Origin of the sequence: Pseudofrankia inefficax, from assembly GCF_000166135.1 — a bacterium.
In the GTDB taxonomy this organism is placed as follows: Bacteria; Actinomycetota; Actinomycetes; order Frankiales; family Frankiaceae; genus Pseudofrankia; species Pseudofrankia inefficax.
Genome location: NC_014666.1, coordinates 7,623,822 through 7,644,131, shown reverse-complemented (window position 1 = coordinate 7,644,131; position 20,310 = coordinate 7,623,822). Strand labels below are relative to the sequence as shown.

Sequence of the window (20,310 nt, the reverse complement as noted above, 5' to 3'; positions counted from 1 at the left end):
CGACGAAGAAGGCAGACCTGTGCGCACGTACCAGCCCAAGCCCGCGGATATCCAGCGTGCGTGGCATGTCATCGACGCCAGCGACGTCGTCCTCGGCAAGCTGGCGAGCCAGGCTGCCCAGCTACTTCGTGGGAAGCACAAGGCGTACTTCGCCCCGCACATCGACACCGGTGACTTCGTCATCGTCGTGAACGCCGGGAAGGTGTCGCTCTCGGGTTCGAAGCGGGAGCAGTCGCAGTACTACCGCCACTCGGGCTACCCGGGTGGTCTTCGCAGCACCAGCTACGGCGAGCTGCTCGACACGCGGCCTCAGCTGCTCGTCGAGAAGGCCATCAAGGGGATGCTTCCCAAGAACAAGCTCGGCCGGGCCCAGGCTCGCAAGCTCAAGGTCTACGCGGGCCCGATCCACCCGCACCAGGCCCAGCAGCCGCAGCCGTACGACATCGTCCAGGTCGCGCAGTAGCGGGGGCGGGCCGCCTGTTCGCTGCCCTTCGGGCAGCTCCCGGCGGCCCCGCTCCTGGATGTCTGCCCGGGGGGGCGACCCCCCGGACCCCCCGGTGTCTCGCTTCGCGAGACCTTGAGCCGGTCGCTGGGGGGCTCGCTCGGTGAAACTCTGGGTAGTTCGCTGGGGGCTCGTTCGCGGGACCTTGGGGCGCTGACTGGGGGCTCGCTTCGCGAGGGTTTGAGTCACTTTAGATCTTGAGTCGTCAGAGATACGCGTTCTCCCTCTTCGCTGGCTCCGGCCAGGGCGGTGGGTGGGTCGCCGCACAAGCCGAAAGATCTGACCCGGGGGTCGGGTCCTCGGACCCCCGAATGTCGCGCTCGCGCGACCACGAACCGCAAGGAAGGAACGCGACGTGTCTGTCGTGACCGACGTCCAGGGCAACCCGCGGGCCACCGGCCGCCGCAAGGAGGCGGTCGTCCGCGTCCGCCTGCTCCCCGGTTCCGGGAACTGGTCCCTGAACGGACGCTCCCTGGAGAACTACTTCCCCAACAAGGTGCACCAGCAGCTGGTCAACGAGCCGCTGAAGGCGCTCGACAAGGCCGAGAGCTACGACATCGTGGCGCTGCTGCACGGTGGCGGCATCTCCGGCCAGGCCGGCGCGCTGCGCCTCGCGATCTCTCGCGCCCTGATCATCGTCGAGGAGGACTCCCGCCCGACGCTGAAGAAGGCCGGCTTCCTCTCGCGTGACTCGCGGGCCAAGGAGCGCAAGAAGTACGGCCTCAAGAAGGCCCGTAAGGCGCCTCAGTACTCGAAGCGTTAAGTACGCACCCCAGGGGGATCTCCCTGGGAGCCCCGGCCCCGTGGTTCGCGTGGCCGGGGCTTCGACGTGCGGTGACTTCTCTGATCGCGGTGACACCCGCCTGTCGGCCATCCTGGACGGGCGGGTTTTCGCCGTTTTCGGCGCCTGTCGGCAGCCCCGGGACCGGCCGCGGGGACACTCGCGGCCGGCGCGCCGTCCTCCTGGCGGCGGGCCTCGACGGAACTCACGGCCAGGTCGGCGAAGATGATGGCTGTCCGGCCCGCCGACGCGGGCCGGGAAGCGCGGTCCTCTGGGGGACGGCCGGGCTGACCAGTGCCGGCGGCTGGACTCGCGGCGGCGTCCGAGGACCGGACGCCAGGCCGTCCCGCTGCCGGCGCGGGCACGACATGGAGCTCGGCGAACTCCGATGGTTGGGGGGCCCGTGATGGGGCGGCTGTTCGGTACCGATGGCGTGCGCGGCGTCGCGAACGTCGACCTGACGGCGGAGCTGGCGCTGCGCCTCGCGGAGGCCGCGGTCGAGGTGCTCACCGAGAACCGGGCGGCCCTGACGCCCCGGGCGGCCGGAGACCGGCCCATCGTGGTCGTCGGGCGGGACACCCGGCCCTCGGGTGAGTTCCTCGAGGCCGCGGTCCTCGCGGGGCTCGCCTCCCGGGGTGCCGACGTCGTCCGGGTCGGGGTGGTACCGACCCCCGCGGTGGCGCACATCGTCGCCGCGACCGGGGCCGACCTCGGCGTGATGCTCTCCGCCAGCCACAACCCGATGCCCGACAACGGGATCAAGCTCTTCGCCGCCGGTGGGCACAAGCTGCCGGACGAGGTCGAGGACGCCATCGAGGCCCGGCTGCGGACCCAGCCGGCCGGGCGCCCCACCGGCGCGGCGGTCGGGCGGGTCCGCGACGAGCCCGGCTACATCGACGGTGTCGTCGACGGCTACGTCAAGCACCTGCTCGCCACCCTGCCGCTCCGGCTCGACGGGCTGCGGGTCGTCGTCGACTGCGCCCAGGGCGCCGCTTCCCGGCTCGCGCCCAGGGTGCTGCGCGAGGCCGGGGCCGAGGTGATCGCGCTGCACGCCGACGGCGACGGCGAACACATCAACGACGGCTGCGGGGCCACGCATCTGGACAGCCTGCGGGCGGCCGTACTGGCCCACGGGGCGGACGTCGGCATCGCGCACGACGGTGACGCGGACCGGTGCCTCGCGGTCGACGCCGACGGCGAGATCGTCGACGGGGACCAGATCATGGCCGTCTGCGCGCTGGCGCTGGCCGAGCGGGGCGAGCTGACCGACCGGCGGGTCGTCGTCACCGTCATGTCGAACCTGGGCTTCCACCACGCGATGCGGGAGGCCGGGATCGAGGCGCTGGCGACCCCGGTCGGCGACCGGTACGTGCTCGCCGAGATGCGTCGCCTCGGCGTGACGCTCGGCGGCGAGCAGAGCGGCCACATCGTCTTCCTGCGGCACGCGACGACCGGAGACGGTCTGCTGACGGCCCTCACCCTGCTGGGCCGGGTACGCGAGACCGGCCAGCCCCTCGGTGAGCTGGCGAAGGCGATGACCCGGCTGCCGCAGGTACTGGTCAACGTGCGCGGCGTCGACCGGAGCGGGGTCCAGGGCTCCGCCCCGCTCGCGGCCGCCGTCGCCGCGGCGGAGGCCGAGCTGGGTACCGAGGGCCGCGTGCTGCTGCGCCCCTCGGGGACCGAGCCGCTGGTGCGGGTGATGGTCGAGGCGCCGACCGACGCGCGGGCCCGAGCGGTCGCCACCGAGCTGGCCGACGTCGTCAGGCGCGAGCTCGCCATCGCCGGCTGACCCCTCCTCGGGAAGGCCGCGAAGGCGCTCCGGAACGAGGAGACGCCCGTCGGAAGTACCCGGGAATTCGAGCCGTCAGAACGACTTGGCGGACATCGATACCGGGACCGGCAACGTCCTGACCTGCGCCGATGGCCCGCTTGGAGCGCCGGTCGCCGGTCGGCTCGGGGCTTTCGCCGCATCCGCGCGGGAGCGTTCGCGAAACCTGTCGACGGTTCCCGGGTCCGTGCGCGCACAGCCGTCGCCGCTGCGTACGCTGAGCCCCATGTGCGGGATCATCGGCTACGTGGGAGAGCAGTCCGCCCTCGAGGTCGCCCTCGGCGGGCTGCGCCGGCTGGAGTACCGAGGGTATGACTCGGCCGGAATCGCCGTCGTCGGCGCGGGCGCACTGAAGGTCGTCCGACGCGCCGGAAAGCTGGCGAACCTGGAGAAGGCCCTCGCCGAGAACGACGAGGGCCAGGTCGTCGGGGAGGGCATGGCCGGCACGACCGGCATGGGCCACACCCGCTGGGCCACCCACGGCGGGCCGACCGACGTCAACGCCCACCCGCACACGGACTGCACCGGCACGATCGGTGTCATCCACAACGGGATCATCGAGAACTTCACCGCGCTGCGGGCGGAGCTGTTCGCCGCCGGCCATGAGCTGGAGAGCGAGACCGACACCGAGGTCGTCGCGCACCTGCTGGAGGCCGAGCTGGGCCGCCCGGGCTCGGCGGAGGCGACCGCCGTCGCGGCCAGCGAGGGCACCGAGGGCGGGCGCCACCCGCTCACCGAGGCGGTCCGCCGGGTCTGCCATCGGCTCTCCGGCGCGTTCACCCTCGTCGTGTTGCACCGGGACTTCCCGGAGGTCGTCGTCGGTGCCCGGCGCAACAGCCCACTGGTGGTCGGGCTCGGCCAGGGGGAGACGTTCCTCGCCAGCGACGTCTCCGCGTTCATCGCGCACACCCGGGACGCCCTGGAGATCGGCCAGGACCAGATCGTCGAGGGCCGCCGGGATGGCGTGACGGTCATCGACTTCAACGGCGAACAGGTCGAGGGCCGGCCCTACCACGTCGACTGGGACGCCTCAGCCGCCGAGAAGGGCGGCTACCCGTACTTCATGCTCAAGGAGATCAGCGAGCAGCCGGCGGTGCTCGCCGACACCCTGCGCGGCCGGCTGTCGCCCGACGGGGCGATCGTCCTGGACGAGGAGCGGCTCTCCGGCGAGGACTTCCGCGACATCGACAAGGTCTTCATCGTCGCCTGCGGCACCGCCTACCATGCCGGCCTGATCGCCAAGTACGCGATCGAGCACTGGACCCGGCTGCCCTGCGAGGTCGAGATGGCCTCCGAGTTCCGCTACCGAGACCCGGTGCTCGACCGCTCGACGCTGGTCATCGCGATCAGCCAGTCCGGCGAGACGCTGGACACGCTGATGGCCGTCAAGCACGCCCGTGAGCAGAAGGCCCGGGTGCTGGCGATCTGCAACACCAACGGCTCGACGATCCCGCGCGAGTCCGACGCCGTGCTCTACACCCGGTGCGGCCCGGAGGTCGGCGTCGCCGCCACCAAGACGTTCCTCGGCCAGGTCGCGGCCTGCCTGCTCGTCGGCCTCTTCCTCGCGCAGGCCCGGGGCGTGCTCTACGGCGACGAGGTCGGCGCCTACGTCGAGAAGCTGCAGAAGATGCCCGACCTGGTGGCCCGCACGCTGGGCACGGTCGGCCCGGTGCGGGAGCTGGCCCGCAGCCTGTCGGGCGCCAGGACCGTGCTGTTCCTCGGCCGGCACGTCGGGTACCCGGTGGCCCTGGAGGGCGCGCTCAAGCTCAAGGAGCTCGCCTACATGCACGCCGAGGGCTTCCCGGCCGGCGAGCTCAAGCACGGGCCGATCGCGCTGGTCGAGCAGGGCGTGCCGGTCGTCGTCGTGGTGCCCTCGCCGCGCGGGCGGGCCGTGCTGCACGACAAGGTCGTGTCGAACATTCAGGAGGTCCGGGCCCGCGGCGCCAGGACCATCGTCATCGCCGAGGAGGGCGACCATCTGGTCGAGCCGTTCGCCGACCACCTGATCCGGGTGCCGGCGACGTCGTCGCTGTTCTCCCCGCTGGTGACGACGATCCCGCTGCAGGTGTTCGCCTGCGAGCTGGCCTTGGCCCGCGGCCTCGACGTCGACCAGCCCCGCAACCTGGCCAAGTCCGTCACGGTGGAATAAGCAGGCGGCTGGGTCAGTCGGTGGCCTGGTCGCGGTGCCAGCGGACGGTGGCCTCCCAGAGGGCGTCGGCGAGGTCGTCGTTCTCGTCGGCGAGGTCGAGGACCAGGTCGACCAGCTCGGCCCGCGGCAGCCCGGTCAGGAAGACCCCGACGGCCGCCCGGACGTAGTCGTCGTCGTCCTCGTCGTCCTCGTCCCCGTTGACCGAGCCGGTCGCCGCCAGCGCGACGGCGACCCCGTGCGGGCACAGCGCCGCGGCGGCGGCCTCCGGACAGCCGCACTCCTGGTGCGGGCCGTCCTCGTCCACCGACAGCTTGACGGCGTACTGGCCGTCGTCGTCCACGGTCCCCGAGGCATCGCTCGGCCGGATTCGCAGGTCGGCCACGCGGCCGAGCAGCGCCAGCCCGACACCGCGGGTGAACGCCTCGGTGCCGGCGAGCGTGGCGCAGGTGGTCTCGGTGAAGGCGGCCTCGAGCGGCGTGAGGATGACCTCGTCGTGCGGTCCGTCCCCGGAAACCTTGATGATCACCCCGCAATCCTATGGCGGGCCCGGGCCGGCTGTGCCGGGGCTGTCCCCGTTGCCGGCAGTCAGCCGGTCCGAGCGGGGCAAAGTAGGGTTCCGGCAGGCGTCGTCCCGGCCACTGGACGCCGGCTCGACACCGTCGCGCCGGCCGCGCGGGGCGGGGATCCGCGCCTGGATTCCGGAGGGCCCGATGACTCAGCCGACCACTGCGACCAGTGCGGACCCGGTGACGCCGCCGCGCGTGTACGCCGCCATCGACCTGGACGCGGTGCGGGCGTCGACCGCGGAGCTGGTCGCCCGCGCCGGTTCCGCGGCGACCATGGCGGTCGTCAAGGCCGACGGCTACGGCCACGGCATGCTGCCGTGCGCCCGCGCCGCGCTCGACGCCGGCGCGACCTGGCTCGGGGTCGCCGTGATCGAGGAGGCGCTGGCGTTGCGTGCGGCCGGCATCACGGTGCCGGTGATGTCCTGGCTGATGTCGCCGGGAGAACCTCTCGACGCGGCCATCGGCGCCCAGATCGACCTGTCGGCCTCCGCGCCCTGGGCACTGGCGGAGATCGCCGCTGCCGCCCGGTCCACCGGCCGCCCGGCCCGGGTCCACCTGAAGGCGGACACCGGGCTCGGCCGGGCCGGCGCCACCGACGCCGACTGGCCGGGCCTGTGCGACGCGGCCGCCGCCCTGCGCGCCGAGGGTGTGCTCGACGTCGTCGGGGTGTGGAGCCATTTCGCGTTCGCCGACGCGCCCGGCCATCCGACCGTGCAGGGCCAGATCGGCCGGTTCACCGACGCGGTCGAGATCGCGGAGAAGGCTGGGCTGCGCCCCGAGGTGCGCCACCTGGCGAACTCGGCCGCCACCCTGGTCAGCCCGGAGGCCCATTTCGACCTGGTCCGGCCGGGGATCTCGATCTACGGGCTGTCGCCGGGCCCCGACGTCGGCCGGTCCGCCGAGCTGGGCCTGCGCCCGGCGATGCGCCTCGCCGCCAGGGTCGCGCTCGCCAAGCGCGTGCCGCCCGGCACCGGGGTCTCCTACGCCCACCGCTACGTCACCGACTCCGAGACGACGCTCGCGCTCGTCCCGCTGGGCTACGCCGACGGGGTGCCGCGCGCGGCGACGAACCTCGGCGAGGTGCTGCTCGCCGGGCGTCGCCGGCGGATCGCCGGCACGGTCTGCATGGACCAGTTCGTCCTCGACGTCGGCGACGACCAGGTCGCCGAGGGCGACGAGGCGGTGCTGTTCGGCCCCGGCGACGCCGGCGAGCCGACCGCGGACGACTGGGCCGCCGCGCTCGGCACCATCAACTACGAGATCGTCACCCGGATCGGCCCCCGCGTCCCCCGGATCTACCTCAACCCCTGACGGCCTGTCGACGCCGAGGGCTCAGCCCGCGAGCACCGCCCGGGCCAGCCGGATGAGTACGGCCTCGTCGCCGGGCACCGGGGTCACGATCGTGGGTGCCGGCGTCGGCGCCGGCGTCGGGGGGACGCACAGCTCGACGCGGACGACCCGGTCGGCAGCGAGCACCAGCAACTGGCCGGCCGAGCGGACCGCCGCGTCGCCGACGCCCTGGATCTCCACCGGCGCGGACGCCACCGTCGGCGTGCCCTCGGAGCACCCGAAGAGGGACGGCATTCCCACCGGCGCGGACCGACGCTGGTCGAAGACGGCCCGCGCGGACGCGGCATCGTCCAGCCGGAGAGTCTCGATGGTGAGGTTGCCCAGCTCCCACCCGTTCGGGCTGGCCTGCCACTGGCACGACACCTGCCGGGTGAGGCCGGCGTAGGCGACGTTCGGGTAGCCCCGTTCGACGGTCTCGGACTCGTCGACCTGACTGGGTGGGTCGGACGGGCCGTTCCCGAGGGCGTCGGCGACCGCGCCGGCCGGCAGCAGCGGGCAGACAGGCTGGGACGAGCCGGGCGGAGTCGGGCTGCTGGTCGCCTGCCAGCCGCCGTCGACGTAGGCGTACGGCCGCAGGTACGCCGACGAGGTCGTCGCGAACGACGGCTGTCCCCGGTTGGCGGCCGCCGGGCCGGTTCGGACACCGTCCGCGCCGACCGTGACCACCTGCTGCTCGCCCGAGACGAGGAGCGTCACCTCCAGTCGCCAGCGGCAGGCGCAGCCGTCGGTGGTGGCCGCGACCAGCATCGGCGTGCTCGTCCTGGCCGGCACGTGCACGGGCGTCGCCGGCTGGCCGGCGGCGGGGCCGGGCGCGATCAGCTCGGAGGTCCGCCGGTCGAGGTCGACGGGCGCCGCGGCCGAGAACGGCAGTGTGCGTGCCTGGTAGAGGGCCGGCCTGCGTTGCCAGGGCGGCGCGTTGGACTCGGCCTGGTCGTCGGCGTCCAGCACGCCCGAGCAGGTGAGCAGGGTGCCCTCGGTCGGGGCCTGACGCGCCTCGTCGAGGTGGACCCGGTAGCCGAGCACTGTCACCGGGATGCCTCGGCGCGCGCTCACCGTCACCCGGAGCGGGGCGACGTCGGCCGGGACCGCGCCGATCGACGCGGCCCAGGCCGCGCGGGCGGCGCAGTCGTCCCGGCCACCCGGTGGCGCGGGCACCCGGCTCGCCGCCGCGCTGGTCACGTAGCTCTCGCCCAGGTACCGGGCGGTTCTGGCCGACCAGCCGGACGGGCTGGTCACCGCGCGGTCAGGGTCGGCGTCGGCCCAGATCCCGTAGGCCGCCTCGCACACCGCGCCCGGGTGCGCCGTGCAGGGCTGCCCGGGGTTCTCGTCGGCCTGGGCGAGCCAGACCGCACCGCCCGCCATCAGCAGCACGACGAGCCCGCCCACGCCGGCCGCGAGCCGACCTGCGCCGAGCCGGGCGAGCACCCGGCCGCCGGCCGCGGCCACCGCGTCGCCGGCCCGCGCGAGCCGGCCGGCCGGGGCGTCCGGGTCCCGCGCCGACCCGATCTCGTCCCCGGACGGTCCCTCGCCGGCTCCGCGGTCGGGACGCCAGGGATCGCGCGCGCCGCCCATCGAACCCCTCCTCCACCGCCAAGCTGGAGATCATCATCGCGCGCCGGGACCGCTGACGGGCGGTTTTGCCGCATCGGCCCTACTGACGGCTGCTGTGTGGACCGGGAGTTGCCACGGGCGCCGAGACGGCTGGGCGGCGAGCACCTACGGTCGAGGGAAGCGTTCGGCGCCCGGGGTGCCGGCCGGGGGCGGCACGGTCGTCACGGGCCCGAACGGGTACTACGTCCGGGGCACGGCTGCACGAGACAACCACGAGACACGAGGGAGACGACGTGAAGCTCAGGTGGCGCGGCGGTAGGCGCACGGCCACGGCACCCGCCCCGCTCGGCGGCACGCGGCACGACGAGCTGGACGGCCCGGCTGACGACGACCTGGACGACGACCTGGACGACGACCTCGACGGCCTGACCGACCTGGCCGGCGCGGACGCCGAGGCGGGCCCGACCGGCGGGCCCGTCCTGCTCACCCTCACCACCCGCGAGCAGGTGGAGCAGGCCGCTGCCGCCGAGGCGGCGCCGAAGATGGTCCGAGTACGGCCCGGGCGCGGGGCGTTCGGTGGTCTGGCCAGCGGCGGCGGCTGCGCCAATCCGAACCGCTGACTCGAACCGCTGACCCGAACCGCTGACTCAGACCGGCCCGCGGCGTCGGCCAGGACCCGCGTGACCGGGCGGATGATGGACGGGTGACGACCTCAGGCGGCCCCGGCTCGGCGCCGGGCCTGGATGCGGCGGGTCCCCAGCTCTCCTCGCGCGACCGCGCCGGCGGCGCCCAGGGAGAGCTGGTGGTCGAGACCCCGGAGGACATGCGCGGGCTGGGCGCCCGGATCGCGCGGGTCGCCCGGCCCGGCGACCTGATCGTGCTCGCCGGTCCGCTCGGCGCTGGCAAGACAGTTCTGGTGCAGGGGATCGCGGCCGGGCTCGGGGTGCCGGGGCCGGTGACGTCGCCGACGTTCGTGCTCGCCCGGGTGCACACCGGCGGCCGGCTGCCGCTGGTGCACGTCGACGCCTACCGGCTCGCGGGCGTGGCCGAGGTCGACGACCTCGACCTGGACGCGGACACCGACGTCGCCCTGACCGTGGTCGAGTGGGGCGCCGGTCGGGTGGAGCAGCTGGCGAACGAGCATCTGCGGGTCGACATCGACCGCCCGGAGGGCGACGAGGCCGGCGAGGCCCGGCGCGTCCAGCTCGTGCCCGCCGGGCCCGGCTGGGCCGAGCGCCTGCGTTCCCTGGGCGGTGCCCAGGCCGCCACCGGCTGACGGGGAACGCGGCCGGCGCGCCCGCCCGATTTCGCGTCGATTCGCCCGCCGACGGTCGTTTCTCCGGGTGAGCACGATGCCCGTTCGGCGCCGTTGAGCGGATCGGTCCGAAGCCGGCCCGGTCGCGGTCCGTAGGCTGGACGGGTGTTGGTGCTCGCTGTTGACACCTCGACGCCGGCCTGCTCGGTGGCGCTGGTCGAGCTCGGTCCCGCGCCGTCGTCCGGACCCGGGCCCGTCCGCCCGCTTGCCGCCCGGCGGGTGGTCGACGCCCGGAGGCACGGCGAGCTGCTCGCCCCGCTGATCCAGACGGTGCTCGCCGAGGCTGCGGTCCGGCCCGCCGCGTTGTCGGCACTGGTCGTCGGCCTCGGCCCCGGGCCGTTCACCAGCCTGCGGGTCGGGATCGTGACCGCCGAAACGTTCGCCGCCGCGCTTGGCCTGCCCTGCCACGGTGTCTGTTCGCTGGACGGGATCGGCGCCGCGACGACGGGCCGGGCCGGGGTCGCCACCGACGCCCGCCGCCGCGAGGTGTTCTGGGCTGGCTACGCCGACGGGCGCCGTGTCGAGGGCCCGGCGGTCGACTACCCGGTGCGCGCCGCGGAGCTGCTGGGGGCGGCCGGTGTGGACACCCTGGCCGGGCCGGGCCGGGCGCTCTTTCCCGACGCGTTCACGTCCTTCGCCCCGGCGGGCGCTGGTCTCGCCTCGGCCGTGCCCGACTATCCGGAGCCGGCGCTGCTCGCCGCCCTCGCGGCGGCGGACCTGCGCGCCGGGCGGACCCCCGAGCCGCTGACGCCGATCTACCTGCGCCGGCCGGACGTCGCCGAACCGCACCCGGCGAAGCCGGTCAGGGTATGAGCTCCGGCGGCGGGCCGGACCAGCGGCCGCCCGAGGTCACCCTGGTACCGCTGCGCTGGTGGCAGCTCGTCGAGGCCGCCGAGCTGGAGCGGGACGTCTTCGACGTCGACCCGTGGACGCCCGAGATGTTCTGGTCGGAACTCGCGGCCGGGCCGAGCCGGTACTACCTGGCCGCGCTGGTCGCGGGCCGGATCGTCGGCTATGCCGGCCTCGCGGTCACCGACGACGAGGCGTACATCCAGACCGTCGGCGTGCACCCGAACCTGCGGGGGCGTGGGCTGGGCGCGCGCCTGATGATCGCTCTGCTGCGTGAGGCGCGACGGCGGGGCGCGCGTAGCTGCGGCCTCGAGGTGCGCACCGACAACCACGCGGCCCGGGCCCTCTACGCCCGGCTCGGCTTCGTCGACATCGGCATGCGCCGCGGGTACTACCAGCCGTCCGGCGGCGACGCCTACGTGATGCGGGCCCGCCCCATCGACACCGCCGGCTACGGCGCCCAGCTCGACGCCGCCTGGTCGGCTCTCGACGAGCGGGACGCGGCCGCCGAGCCCGACCAGCCGGCCACGCCCCCGGGCGGCGCGGCGGCTTCCGACGGCCCGGCGGGCGGCGGCGGGGCCGCGGCGCCCGGCGTGCCGGCTTCGACCCGCAGGGAGGGAGCCGGATGAACCGGCCGCATGGGCGAGGGCCCCTCGTCCTCGGGATCGAGACGTCGTGCGACGAGACCGGCGTCGGGCTGGTGCGTGACGGGGTGCTGCTCGCCGACGCGCTGGCGTCGTCGGTCGACGAACACGCCCGCTATGGCGGCGTGGTGCCCGAGATCGCCGCCCGGGCGCACCTGGAGGCGATGGTCCCGACGGTCGAGCGGGCGCTGGCCGCCGCCGGAGCCCGGCCGGCGGACCTCGACGCGGTCGCCGTGACGGCGGGGCCCGGCCTCGCCGGCGCGTTGCTGGTCGGGGTCGCGGCGGCGAAGGCGTACGCGCTGGCGCTCGGGGTGCCGCTCTACGGCGTGCACCACCTGGCCGCGCACGTCGCCGTCGACACGCTGGAACACGGCCCGCTGCCGTCGCCGTCGATCGCCCTGCTGGTCTCCGGCGGCCACTCGTCGCTGCTGCTCGTGGAGGACCTGGCCGCGGCCCCGGTGGTCTCGCTGGGCGCCACCGTCGACGACGCCGCCGGCGAGGCCTACGACAAGGTCGCCCGGCTGCTCGGGATGCCGTTCCCCGGCGGGCCGCCGATCGACCGGGCCGCCGGAGAGGGCTCGCCGACGATCCCGTTCCCGCGCGGCAAGGCGGGAGACGGGACCTTCGACTTCTCCTTCAGCGGCCTGAAGACGGCCGTCGCCCGCTGGGTGGAGGCGCGTCGGCGGGCCGGTGAGCCGGTGCCGGTGGCCGATGTCGCCGCGTCCTTCCAGGAGGCCGTCGTCGACGTGCTCACCGCCAAGGCGGTCGGCGCGGCGAGGGCGCACGGCGTCGACACGATCGTCATCGGCGGCGGTGTCGCCGCGAACAGCAGGCTGCGGGCGCTGGCCGCCGAGCGTTGCTCGGCCGCCGGCATCACCCTGCGGGTCCCGCGCCCTGGGCTGTGCACCGACAACGGCGCCATGGTCGCCGCTCTCGGCGCCCTCCAGGTCGCGGCCGGCGTCGCTCCGTCCCCGCTCGACCTGCCCGCCTCCTCGACGCTCCCGCTGGGTACCTGACCGAAGGCCGCCGGTGTCGGTTTGACGCGGGCGGCTACGACGGAGCAGTCTGGAACTGTGCCGCAGCAGCTCGTGTCTCGACGACCTTTGGGTGTGCAGCCCCTTGGTCGGCAGCCCTTGGGTCGTCGGCCCCTGGGCGTTCGACTCATGGGCATTACCTAGGCGCGCGACCGAGCGTTCAGTCGGCCGCGCGCCAAGCCTTCCGCGTTCTGCGGGGGGCTTTTTTGTTTGCCGCGGCCACGGCGCACTCCAGTGGCCGCCCAGCCACCAGGGAGCCTTGGATGACCCAGCCAGCAGCGACGACGCCGTCGCCGCGCACGTCCGGTAAATCCGGCGCCGCCTCCGGATCCCCGGACGAGCAGGCGGACGACGCGGCCGACCGAACTACCACCCGGACCGCGACCGGGCCGGACGACCTCTCCCCGGCCGAGGTCGCCGCCCTGATCCGGGCGGTCGATGTCGACCGCGCCGCGGCCACCCTCTCCGGAGTCGCCCGACGCACCCGGGTCGTCGCGCACCCCGGTCTGGGCCGCCGTACCGGCGCGCCTGTCTGGCTGAAGTGTGAGGACGAGCAGCACACCCGGTCGTTCAAGCTGCGCGGCGCCTACAACCGGGTCGCCCAGGCCGACCCGGCCCGCCGGGCTCGCGGGCTGGTCGCGGCCAGCGCCGGCAACCACGCCCAGGGCGTCGCCTACGCGGCGGCCCAGTTCGGCGTCGACTCGACGATCTTCGTACCGACCGGCGCGAACTCGGTCAAGGTGGCCAGGACGCGCCGGTGGGGGGCGCGGGTCGAGCACGTGGACGGCGGGGTCGACGCCGCGCTCGCCGCCGCCGAGGCGTTCGCCGCCCAGGGCGACCGGCTGATGGTCCATCCGTTCGACGACGCGGCCGTGATCGCCGGTCAGGGCACCGTCGGTCTGGAGCTGATCGAGCAGGTGCCCGGCCTGCGCACCGTCGTCGTCGGGGTCGGCGGCGGCGGGCTGGCCGCCGGGATCGCCGCCGCGCTGGCTGGCCACGCCCACGGTGCCCAGGTACGGGTCGTCGGCGTCCAGGCCGAGAACGCCTCGGCGTTCGCCGACTCGTTCCACGCCGGCCGGCGCCTGTGCGCGCCCGCCGACACCATCGCCGACGGGATGGCGGTGCGCACCCCCGGCCGGCTGACGCTGGCGCTCGCCGCGTCGCTGCTCGACGACGTGGTCACCGTCGACGAGGACGCGTTCTGGGAGGCGATGGTGCTACTGCGGGCGACCGGGGGCCACCTCGTCGAGCCGGCCGGCGCCGCCGGGGTCGCCGCGCTGCTGCGTCATCCGGGACTCGCCCAGGGGCCGACGGCCGTCGTCCTGTCCGGAGGCAACATCGACCTGGCCACCGCCGAGCGCGTCGCCGCCCTCACGGCCGCCGCCACCGTTCCCGCCACCAGGTTGGCCTGAGCCTGGACCTTTGGCCTGAGCCTGGATCCGGCCGGGCGGCGGATCGTCGCCGGCCGGGCCAGGGCGCCCGGCCCGCGCCGACGCGGGACGATGGTGGCATGCGTGCTGCCCACACCGTGGCCGAGGTCCGGGGCGCCGAGGCGCCGCTGCTGGCGTCGTTGCCGCCAGGAGCGTTGATGCAGCGGGCGGTGTCCGGGCTGCTCAGCCACGCGGTCGGCTTCCTGGGCGGGCGCGCGTACGGGCGCCGGGTCGTCGTGCTGGCCGGTGGCGGCGACAACGGCGGCGACGCGCTGTGGGTCGGGGCCAGACTGGCCGCGCGTGGCGCTCGGGTGGACGTGCTGGCGCCCGGCAGGACCCACCCCGAGGCCACCGCGGCCCTGCTCGCCGCCGGCGGCCGGCGCCACCACGTCGTCGCCCCCGGCGAGGTCTCCACCGCCACCGACGACAGCGCGGCGCGGCCGCTGCCGGACGATCGTGTCTCGGCACTGCTGGCCGGGGCCGACCTGGTGCTCGACGGGCTGCTCGGGATCGGCGGGCGCGGTGGGCTGCGCGCGGCGCACGCGCGGCTGGCGGAGCTGGCCCCGGCGGCGCGGACGATCGCCGTCGACGTGCCGAGCGGGGTGGACGCGGACACCGGCTCCGTGGTGGGCCCCGCCGTACGGGCCGCGCGGACGGTGACGTTCGGGACCTACAAGCGCGGGCTGCTGCTCGGCGCTGGCGCCACCCACGTCGGTCAGCTCGCGCTCGTCGAGATCGGACTCGACCTGCCCGAACCCGACCTCACGGCGCTCGACGACGACGACGTCGCCGCCCTGCTCCCGGTGCCAGGACCGACCGACTCGAAGTACACCCGGGGCGTGCTGGGCCTGGTGGGAGGCAGCGACCGCTATCCGGGCGCGGTGGTGCTGGCGACCGGCGGGGCGCTGCGCGGCGGGGCCGGCTACCTGCGGGTGGTCGCCGAGTCACGCGCGGCCGAGCACGTCCGCCGAGCCCACCCGGAGGCGGTGGTGACCGTGATCGAACCGGGAGACGCCACCGCGATGCTGGCCGCCGGCCGGGTGCAGGCCTGGGCGCTCGGCCCAGGGATCGTGCCCGGTCCGGCGGCGCGCCAGCTGGTCGAGGCGCTGGTGGGTACCGACGTGCCACTGCTGCTCGACGCCGGCGGGCTCGACCCGTTCGCCGAGGCGTTCGCCGCCGGCTTCCGGACGGGCGGCACCGAGGGTCGCCTCGGCTTCACCGTGGGCTTCGGGCCCGGCCCTGGTGGGTCGGCCAGGGGGGCCGGTCGGGTGGAGCCCTCGGCGAGCCGGGAGACGCTGGCTCGGCGTGCGGCCCCGGTGCTGCTGACCCCCCACGAGGGCGAGTTCACCCGGCTCACGGCCACCGCGCTCGGCTGGGACCCGGAGGAGACCGGGCGGGAGCTGGCCACCGACCGGCTGGCCACGGTCCGGCTGGCCAGCGGCGAGCTGGGCGTGACGGTCCTGCTCAAGGGCGCCCGGACGCTGGTCGTCGACCCGGGCGGCGCGGCCCGGGTGAACACCACCGGCACCCCGTGGCTCGGCAGCGCGGGGACGGGAGACGTGCTCACCGGCCTCGCCGGCTCGCTGCTGGCGGCGGGCCTCGGGGCGCTCGACGCGGCCAGCGTGGCCGCCTACCTGCATGGCCGGGCCGGCGAGCTGGCCCCGCGCCCGCTCGCCGCCGCCGACCTGCCCGGCCTGCTGCCGGCCGCCCGAGCCGGCCTGAGCGCCGCCGCCGACGCCGTCGGCTAGCCCCGCCGCGCCGGGCTGTTGGTGCCCCGGTGGGCGGTTGGGGTGCCGTTCACCGGTGCATCATCGGGGAGTAGGGCATCCTAACTGGCGGGAAACGGGACGAGGCCGCCAAGATCGGCGTGCGGTTGGCGAGGTGGTGGCGTGGCGGGCACGGCCACGGGAACGGGCGGCTTCGCGAAGGGCGGCAGCCTGGGGAGGTCGGCGGCGGGCGCGGTCGACCTGGTCGGATCGGTGGCGGGGTCGAAGGCGGTCCGGGCGACCGGCGGCAGCCTCGGCATCGCCGGGGCGGTCATCGCCGCCGGTCTGATCGCGGAGCGCCGGGCCGTCAAGAAGGCCCGGGCCAGGCCAGACGTCCCGCCGCAGCTGCGTGCCGGGCCCATCGTCGGCCGGGCCACCACGGTGATCGCCTCCGACGGCGTGCCGCTGCACGTCGTCGAGAGTGACCCGGACGACCTCGCCGCCGCTGGCGTACCGGCCGCGGCCGTCGTCACCCAGACCCGCGGCAACGGTTCCGCCGACGGCGTCAGCTCGGCGGCGGCCGGCGACGTCCGGTCGGACCCGCCCGCGGGCCTGGGCCGGCTGCGCTGGAGGTGGGGGTCAGCCGACCTGCCCGAGCGGCCGACCCTCGTGTTCGTGCACGGGTTCTGCAACACCGCCGACTCGTGGTGCTTCCAGCAGCGGGCGCTGGCCGACCTCGGCCCCATGGTCTTCTACGACCAGCGGGCGCACGGCCGGTCCGGGCGGTCCGAGGTCGCCCGGTGCACGATCGACCAGCTGGCCGATGACCTGCACGCCGTCCTGGCCGCGCGCGCGCCGACCGGCCCGATCGTCCTGATCGGCCATTCGATGGGTGGGATGACGATCCTCGGCCTGGCCGAGCGGCACCCGGAGCTGTTCGCGGAACGGGTCGTCGCTGTGGCCCTGATGTCGACGAGTGCCGGTGACCTGGCCCGGGTGACCTTCGGGCTGCCGGCCGGGGTGTCCGGCGCGGTCCGCCGAGTGCTGCCGGGCCTCGCGGTCGGGATGCGGCACGCCCCGCCGCTGCTGGAGCGGGCCAGGCGGCGTGGCAGCGACCTGGCCTACTCGATCACCCGGCGGGTCGGCTTCGGCACCACCGACGTACCGCCGTCGGTGGTGACGTTCCTGGAAGGCGAGATCGCGGCCACGCCGATCCCGGTGATCATGTCGTTCCTGCCGACCCTGCTGGCGCACGACAAGCTCGCCGCAGCGGCGGTGCTGCGGCACGTCCCGACGCTGCTGATGGTCGGCGACCACGACCTGATGACCCCACTGCCGCACAGCCGCACGCTCGCCGACGCGCTGCCCGAGGCGGAGCTCGTCGTCGAGGAGGGGGCCGGCCACGCCCTTCCGCTGGAACGCCCGGATGCGGTGAACGAGCACGTCCGGGCCCTCATCGGCCGGGCGCACCCAGCCCAGGCGGCGCACCGCTCACTGCTGCCCTGGCGCTGGCAGCGCGGGGCCGGCCAGCCAGCCTCAGACCAGCCAGCCCCAGACCAGCCAGCCTCGGACCTCCCGGCCGCCGAAGCGGACCGAGGCTGACGGACGTCAGAGCTTGGTGACCGGGGCGTAGCGCAGGAGCAGGTCCTTGGTGCCGGTGCCCTCGCCGAAGTCGACCTTCGCCTGGGAGGAGTCGGCGATGCCACTGGTCGCGACCACCACTCCGAGGCCGAAGACGTCATGGGTCACCCGGTCGCCGACGGACAACGCGGGAATCGGCCGACTGGCCGGGCGGGACGACGCCCGGCCTTGGCCGAAGGGGGAGCCGGCCGGCGCTGTACCCCCGCGCCCCGCGCCTGACCCGAACCCGCCCGACCCGAAACCACCGCTTCCGAAGCCACCGGATCCGGACGGACCTGGGCCTGCCGGCGCCGGCGCGAGCCGCCGCCAGTCGAGCAGGTGCTCGGGGATCTCGGTGACGAACCGCGACGGCGGGTTGTAGGCGGGCTGGCCCCAGGCGCTGCGCACGACCGAGCGGGTCAGGTAGAGCCGCTGGCGAGCCCGGGTCACGCCGACGTAGGCGAGCCGGCGTTCCTCCTCCATCTGGATCGGGTCGCCCAGGGTGCGCATGTGCGGGAAGATGCCGTCCTCCAGCCCGGTGAGGAACACCACCGGGAACTCCAGACCCTTCGCGCTGTGCAGCGTCATCAGCGTGACGACGCCGTCCGAGCCGTCGTCGGACGGGATCTGGTCCGCGTCGGCGACCAGTGAGACCTGCTCCAGGAAGCCCGCGAGCGTGCCGTCGGGAAACCGCTCGGTGTACTCCCGGACGACCTCCACCAGCTCCTGCAGGTTCTCGACCCGTCCCTGCGACTCGATCGTGTCCTCCGCGACGAGCTCGGAGAGGTAGCCGGTGCGTTCGAGCACGGCCTCGATCGTCTCGACGGGGTCGCCCTCGGCGGTCTCGCGCAGCTCGGCGAGCAGCGTCGCGAACTCACGGATCGCCTTGGCCGACCGGGTGGCCAGGCCCGGCACGTCGTCGACCCGGCTCAGCGTGTCGGCGAAACCGATCCGCTCCCGCTCGGCGAACGCGGCGAGCATCGCCTCGGCCCGGTCGCCGATGCCGCGTCGGGGGGTGTTGAGGATGCGGCGCAGGTTGACCGTGTCGGACGGGTTCGCCAGCACCCGTAGGTAGGCGAGCAGGTCCCGGATCTCCTTGCGCTCGTAGAAGCGCACCCCGCCGACGACCTTGTAGGGCAGGCCGACCCGGATGAAGATCTCCTCAAAGACCCGGCTCTGCGCGTTGGTCCGGTAGAAGACGGCGACGTCGGCGTACCGGGCGAGCTTCTCGTCGGAGAGCCGGTCCACCTCCTCGGCGACGAACGCGGCCTCGTCGTGCTCGTTGTCGGCGACGAAGCCGACGATCTTCTCGCCGTCGCCGGCGTCGGACCAGAGCCGCTTCGGCTTGCGCTGGGTGTTGCGGGCGATGACGGCGTTCGCCGCGGACAGGATGGTCTGGGTGGAGCGGTAGTTCTGCTCCAGCAGCACCGTCTTCGCGCTCGGGAAGTCCTCCTCGAACTCGACGATGTTGCGGATGTCCGCGCCGCGGAACGCGTAGATCGACTGGTCGGCGTCACCGACCACGCACAGCTCGGCCGGGCCGGGCAGCCCAGGGTCCGCTGGCCCGGCGGCCAGGAGCCGGCCGGGTGCCCGGCCCGCTGTCGACCCCCCGCCACCGACCAGCTCGCGGATGAGCACGTACTGGGCGTGGTTGGTGTCCTGGTACTCGTCGACGAGGACGTGCCGGAACCGGCGGTGGTAGTGCTCGGCGACGTCCGGGAACGCCTGCAGCAGGTTCACCGTCGTCATGATCAGGTCGTCGAAGTCCAGCGCGTTCGCCTCGCGCAGCCGGCGCTGGTAGAGCGCGTACACCTCGGCGACGGTCCGCTCGGGGTGGCTGGAGGCCTTGGCCTGCGCGGTCTCGTGGTCGACCAGCTCGTTCTTCAGCGTGCTGATCTGGGCGGCCAGGCCCCGGGCCGGATGGCGCTTGGAGTCGAGGTCGAGGTCGCGGCAGACCAGGGTGATCAGCCGCTGGGCGTCGGCGGCGTCGTAGATCGAGAACGAGCTGCCGAACCCGAGCCGCTTCGACTCGTTGCGCAGGATCCGCACGCAGGCCGAGTGGAAGGTGCTCACCCACATGGCCCGCACCCGGCCGCCGACGAGCGCGCCGACCCGTTCCCGCATCTCGTTCGCGGCCTTGTTGGTGAACGTGATCGCGAGGATCTCGCCGGGGTGCACGTTGCGGGCGGCGAGCAGGTAGGCGATCCGGTGGGCGAGCACCCGGGTCTTGCCGGACCCGGCGCCGGCGACGATCAGCAGCGGCGACCCCTCATGGACCACGGCTGCGCGCTGCTGCGGGTTCAGCCCGGCCAGCAGCGCGTCCGGGTCGAGCCGGGGGGACGCCCGGCGCTCCGGCTGGTGCGCCGCGGCCGGCTGCCCGGACCGGGGGGCACCGGCCAGCACCGCCGGGGCGAACAGGTCGTACGAGTCACGCGGCTCGGACGATGCCCCACCGGCGCCGGGAACGGTTTCGTCGTCGAAAAGTGTGCTCATCAGTCCTCGATCATACGTTCGAGTTGCCGGCCGCCGGAGTGGGGTGCTGTCGGCGTTTCCGGCTCACCGCCACTATGCCTGCCTGGTCCGACATCACCCACAGCGGCGGACCCGGCACTGCTGTCGTGGCACGGACGATCGAATCCGGGTGGGGCATCCGGCGAACGCTCCAGGAAGCCTCCGAGGCCCGCTACGAACCGCCGGAATGCTGGCAATAGACCCAATGTCGGCCGATCCCGGGGTGCGGAGCGCGGGGTATTGGTCCGGGCGTCCCGTGGCCGTTTCTTCGGTAAAGCTGACCTTCTTAACCAGATGAGGAGACCTTTGCCGTCGGCGCAGGGCGGACCGGCATCTTGCCTTGGCGTCGTTTTGGCCCCGAACATCGCACCAACCATGCGCGAACGCCGAGAAGACAACGCCCTCAGAGGCCCTGTGCGCTCGAAGCCTTACTGGCCCACCTCAAGTGTGGTCCCGCTGAATTCACTCATGCGC

The 20,310-nt window shown here is 74.5% G+C and carries 16 protein-coding genes; 13 read left to right on the top strand and 3 right to left on the bottom strand.

Annotated elements, in window-relative coordinates; all coding sequences use genetic code 11:
- Positions 1-19 precede the first annotated feature (19 nt).
- The 4 genes from rplM (at position 20) to glmS (ending at position 5,260) form a co-directional block, all read left to right on the top strand.
- The gene (gene rplM, locus FRAEUI1C_RS30785; RefSeq protein WP_013427297.1) at positions 20-463 is read left to right on the top strand and encodes a 50S ribosomal protein L13; all 444 of its coding nucleotides are present in this window, start codon (positions 20-22) and stop codon (positions 461-463) included.
- Positions 464-857: 394 nt separating this feature from the next.
- Complete coding sequence (gene rpsI / locus FRAEUI1C_RS30780; protein WP_013427296.1) at positions 858-1,265, top strand: 30S ribosomal protein S9; 408 nt, start codon at positions 858-860, stop codon at positions 1,263-1,265.
- 424 nt (positions 1,266-1,689) lie between these two features.
- A complete protein-coding gene (glmM, locus tag FRAEUI1C_RS30775) occupies positions 1,690-3,072 on the top strand; it encodes a phosphoglucosamine mutase (protein WP_013427295.1) in 1,383 nt (460 codons plus the stop codon).
- A 265-nt stretch (positions 3,073-3,337) separates the two neighbouring features.
- Positions 3,338-5,260, top strand: coding sequence for a glutamine--fructose-6-phosphate transaminase (isomerizing) (gene glmS, locus FRAEUI1C_RS30770; RefSeq protein WP_013427294.1), 1,923 nt, complete (start codon positions 3,338-3,340; stop codon positions 5,258-5,260).
- Between the two features lie 13 nt (positions 5,261-5,273).
- Here the strand turns inward: glmS and FRAEUI1C_RS30765 are convergent, their stop codons facing one another.
- Complete coding sequence (locus FRAEUI1C_RS30765) at positions 5,274-5,786, bottom strand: SWIM zinc finger family protein (protein WP_013427293.1); 513 nt, start codon at positions 5,784-5,786, stop codon at positions 5,274-5,276.
- A gap of 184 nt (positions 5,787-5,970) precedes the next feature.
- Here FRAEUI1C_RS30765 and alr point away from each other — a divergent pair, with 184 nt between their 5' ends.
- Positions 5,971-7,137 carry an alanine racemase gene (gene alr, locus FRAEUI1C_RS30760; protein ID WP_013427292.1) on the top strand — a complete coding sequence of 389 codons (1,167 nt, stop codon included), beginning with the start codon at positions 5,971-5,973 and terminating at the stop codon, positions 7,135-7,137.
- A 21-nt stretch (positions 7,138-7,158) separates the two neighbouring features.
- Here alr and FRAEUI1C_RS30755 read toward each other — a convergent pair whose 3' ends face one another.
- Entirely contained in the window at positions 7,159-8,748 is a 1,590-nt protein-coding gene (locus FRAEUI1C_RS30755; protein WP_013427291.1) for a hypothetical protein, read from the bottom strand.
- A gap of 272 nt (positions 8,749-9,020) precedes the next feature.
- On the opposite strand from FRAEUI1C_RS30755, the gene FRAEUI1C_RS30750 reads away from it, so the two are divergent.
- The 8 genes from FRAEUI1C_RS30750 (at position 9,021) to FRAEUI1C_RS37770 (ending at position 17,307) form a co-directional block, all read left to right on the top strand.
- Positions 9,021-9,347, top strand: coding sequence for a hypothetical protein (locus FRAEUI1C_RS30750; RefSeq protein WP_013427290.1), 327 nt, complete (start codon positions 9,021-9,023; stop codon positions 9,345-9,347).
- Positions 9,348-9,529: 182 nt separating this feature from the next.
- A complete protein-coding gene (gene tsaE / locus FRAEUI1C_RS30745; protein ID WP_013427289.1) occupies positions 9,530-10,003 on the top strand; it encodes a tRNA (adenosine(37)-N6)-threonylcarbamoyltransferase complex ATPase subunit type 1 TsaE in 474 nt (157 codons plus the stop codon).
- A gap of 150 nt (positions 10,004-10,153) precedes the next feature.
- Positions 10,154-10,855 carry a tRNA (adenosine(37)-N6)-threonylcarbamoyltransferase complex dimerization subunit type 1 TsaB gene (tsaB, locus tag FRAEUI1C_RS30740; protein WP_013427288.1) on the top strand — a complete coding sequence of 234 codons (702 nt, stop codon included), beginning with the start codon at positions 10,154-10,156 and terminating at the stop codon, positions 10,853-10,855.
- Positions 10,852-11,520 carry a ribosomal protein S18-alanine N-acetyltransferase gene (gene rimI, locus FRAEUI1C_RS30735; protein ID WP_013427287.1) on the top strand — a complete coding sequence of 223 codons (669 nt, stop codon included), beginning with the start codon at positions 10,852-10,854 and terminating at the stop codon, positions 11,518-11,520. Before tsaB ends, rimI begins: the two co-directional genes overlap by 4 nt.
- Positions 11,517-12,551, top strand: coding sequence for a tRNA (adenosine(37)-N6)-threonylcarbamoyltransferase complex transferase subunit TsaD (tsaD, locus tag FRAEUI1C_RS30730; RefSeq protein WP_013427286.1), 1,035 nt, complete (start codon positions 11,517-11,519; stop codon positions 12,549-12,551). The genes rimI and tsaD overlap by 4 nt, the downstream gene beginning before the upstream one ends.
- Before the next feature lie 281 nt (positions 12,552-12,832).
- On the top strand, positions 12,833-13,981 hold the full coding sequence (locus FRAEUI1C_RS30725) for a threonine ammonia-lyase (protein ID WP_013427285.1): 1,149 nt from the start codon (positions 12,833-12,835) through the stop codon (positions 13,979-13,981).
- 98 nt (positions 13,982-14,079) lie between these two features.
- The gene (locus FRAEUI1C_RS30720; RefSeq protein WP_041259762.1) at positions 14,080-15,747 is read left to right on the top strand and encodes an NAD(P)H-hydrate dehydratase; all 1,668 of its coding nucleotides are present in this window, start codon (positions 14,080-14,082) and stop codon (positions 15,745-15,747) included.
- Positions 15,748-15,888: 141 nt separating this feature from the next.
- The gene (locus FRAEUI1C_RS37770) at positions 15,889-17,307 is read left to right on the top strand and encodes an alpha/beta fold hydrolase (protein WP_013427283.1); all 1,419 of its coding nucleotides are present in this window, start codon (positions 15,889-15,891) and stop codon (positions 17,305-17,307) included.
- 6 nt (positions 17,308-17,313) lie between these two features.
- Here FRAEUI1C_RS37770 and pcrA read toward each other — a convergent pair whose 3' ends face one another.
- The gene (gene pcrA, locus FRAEUI1C_RS30710; protein WP_013427282.1) at positions 17,314-19,818 is read right to left on the bottom strand and encodes a DNA helicase PcrA; all 2,505 of its coding nucleotides are present in this window, start codon (positions 19,816-19,818) and stop codon (positions 17,314-17,316) included.
- Positions 19,819-20,310: the final 492 nt, after the last annotated feature.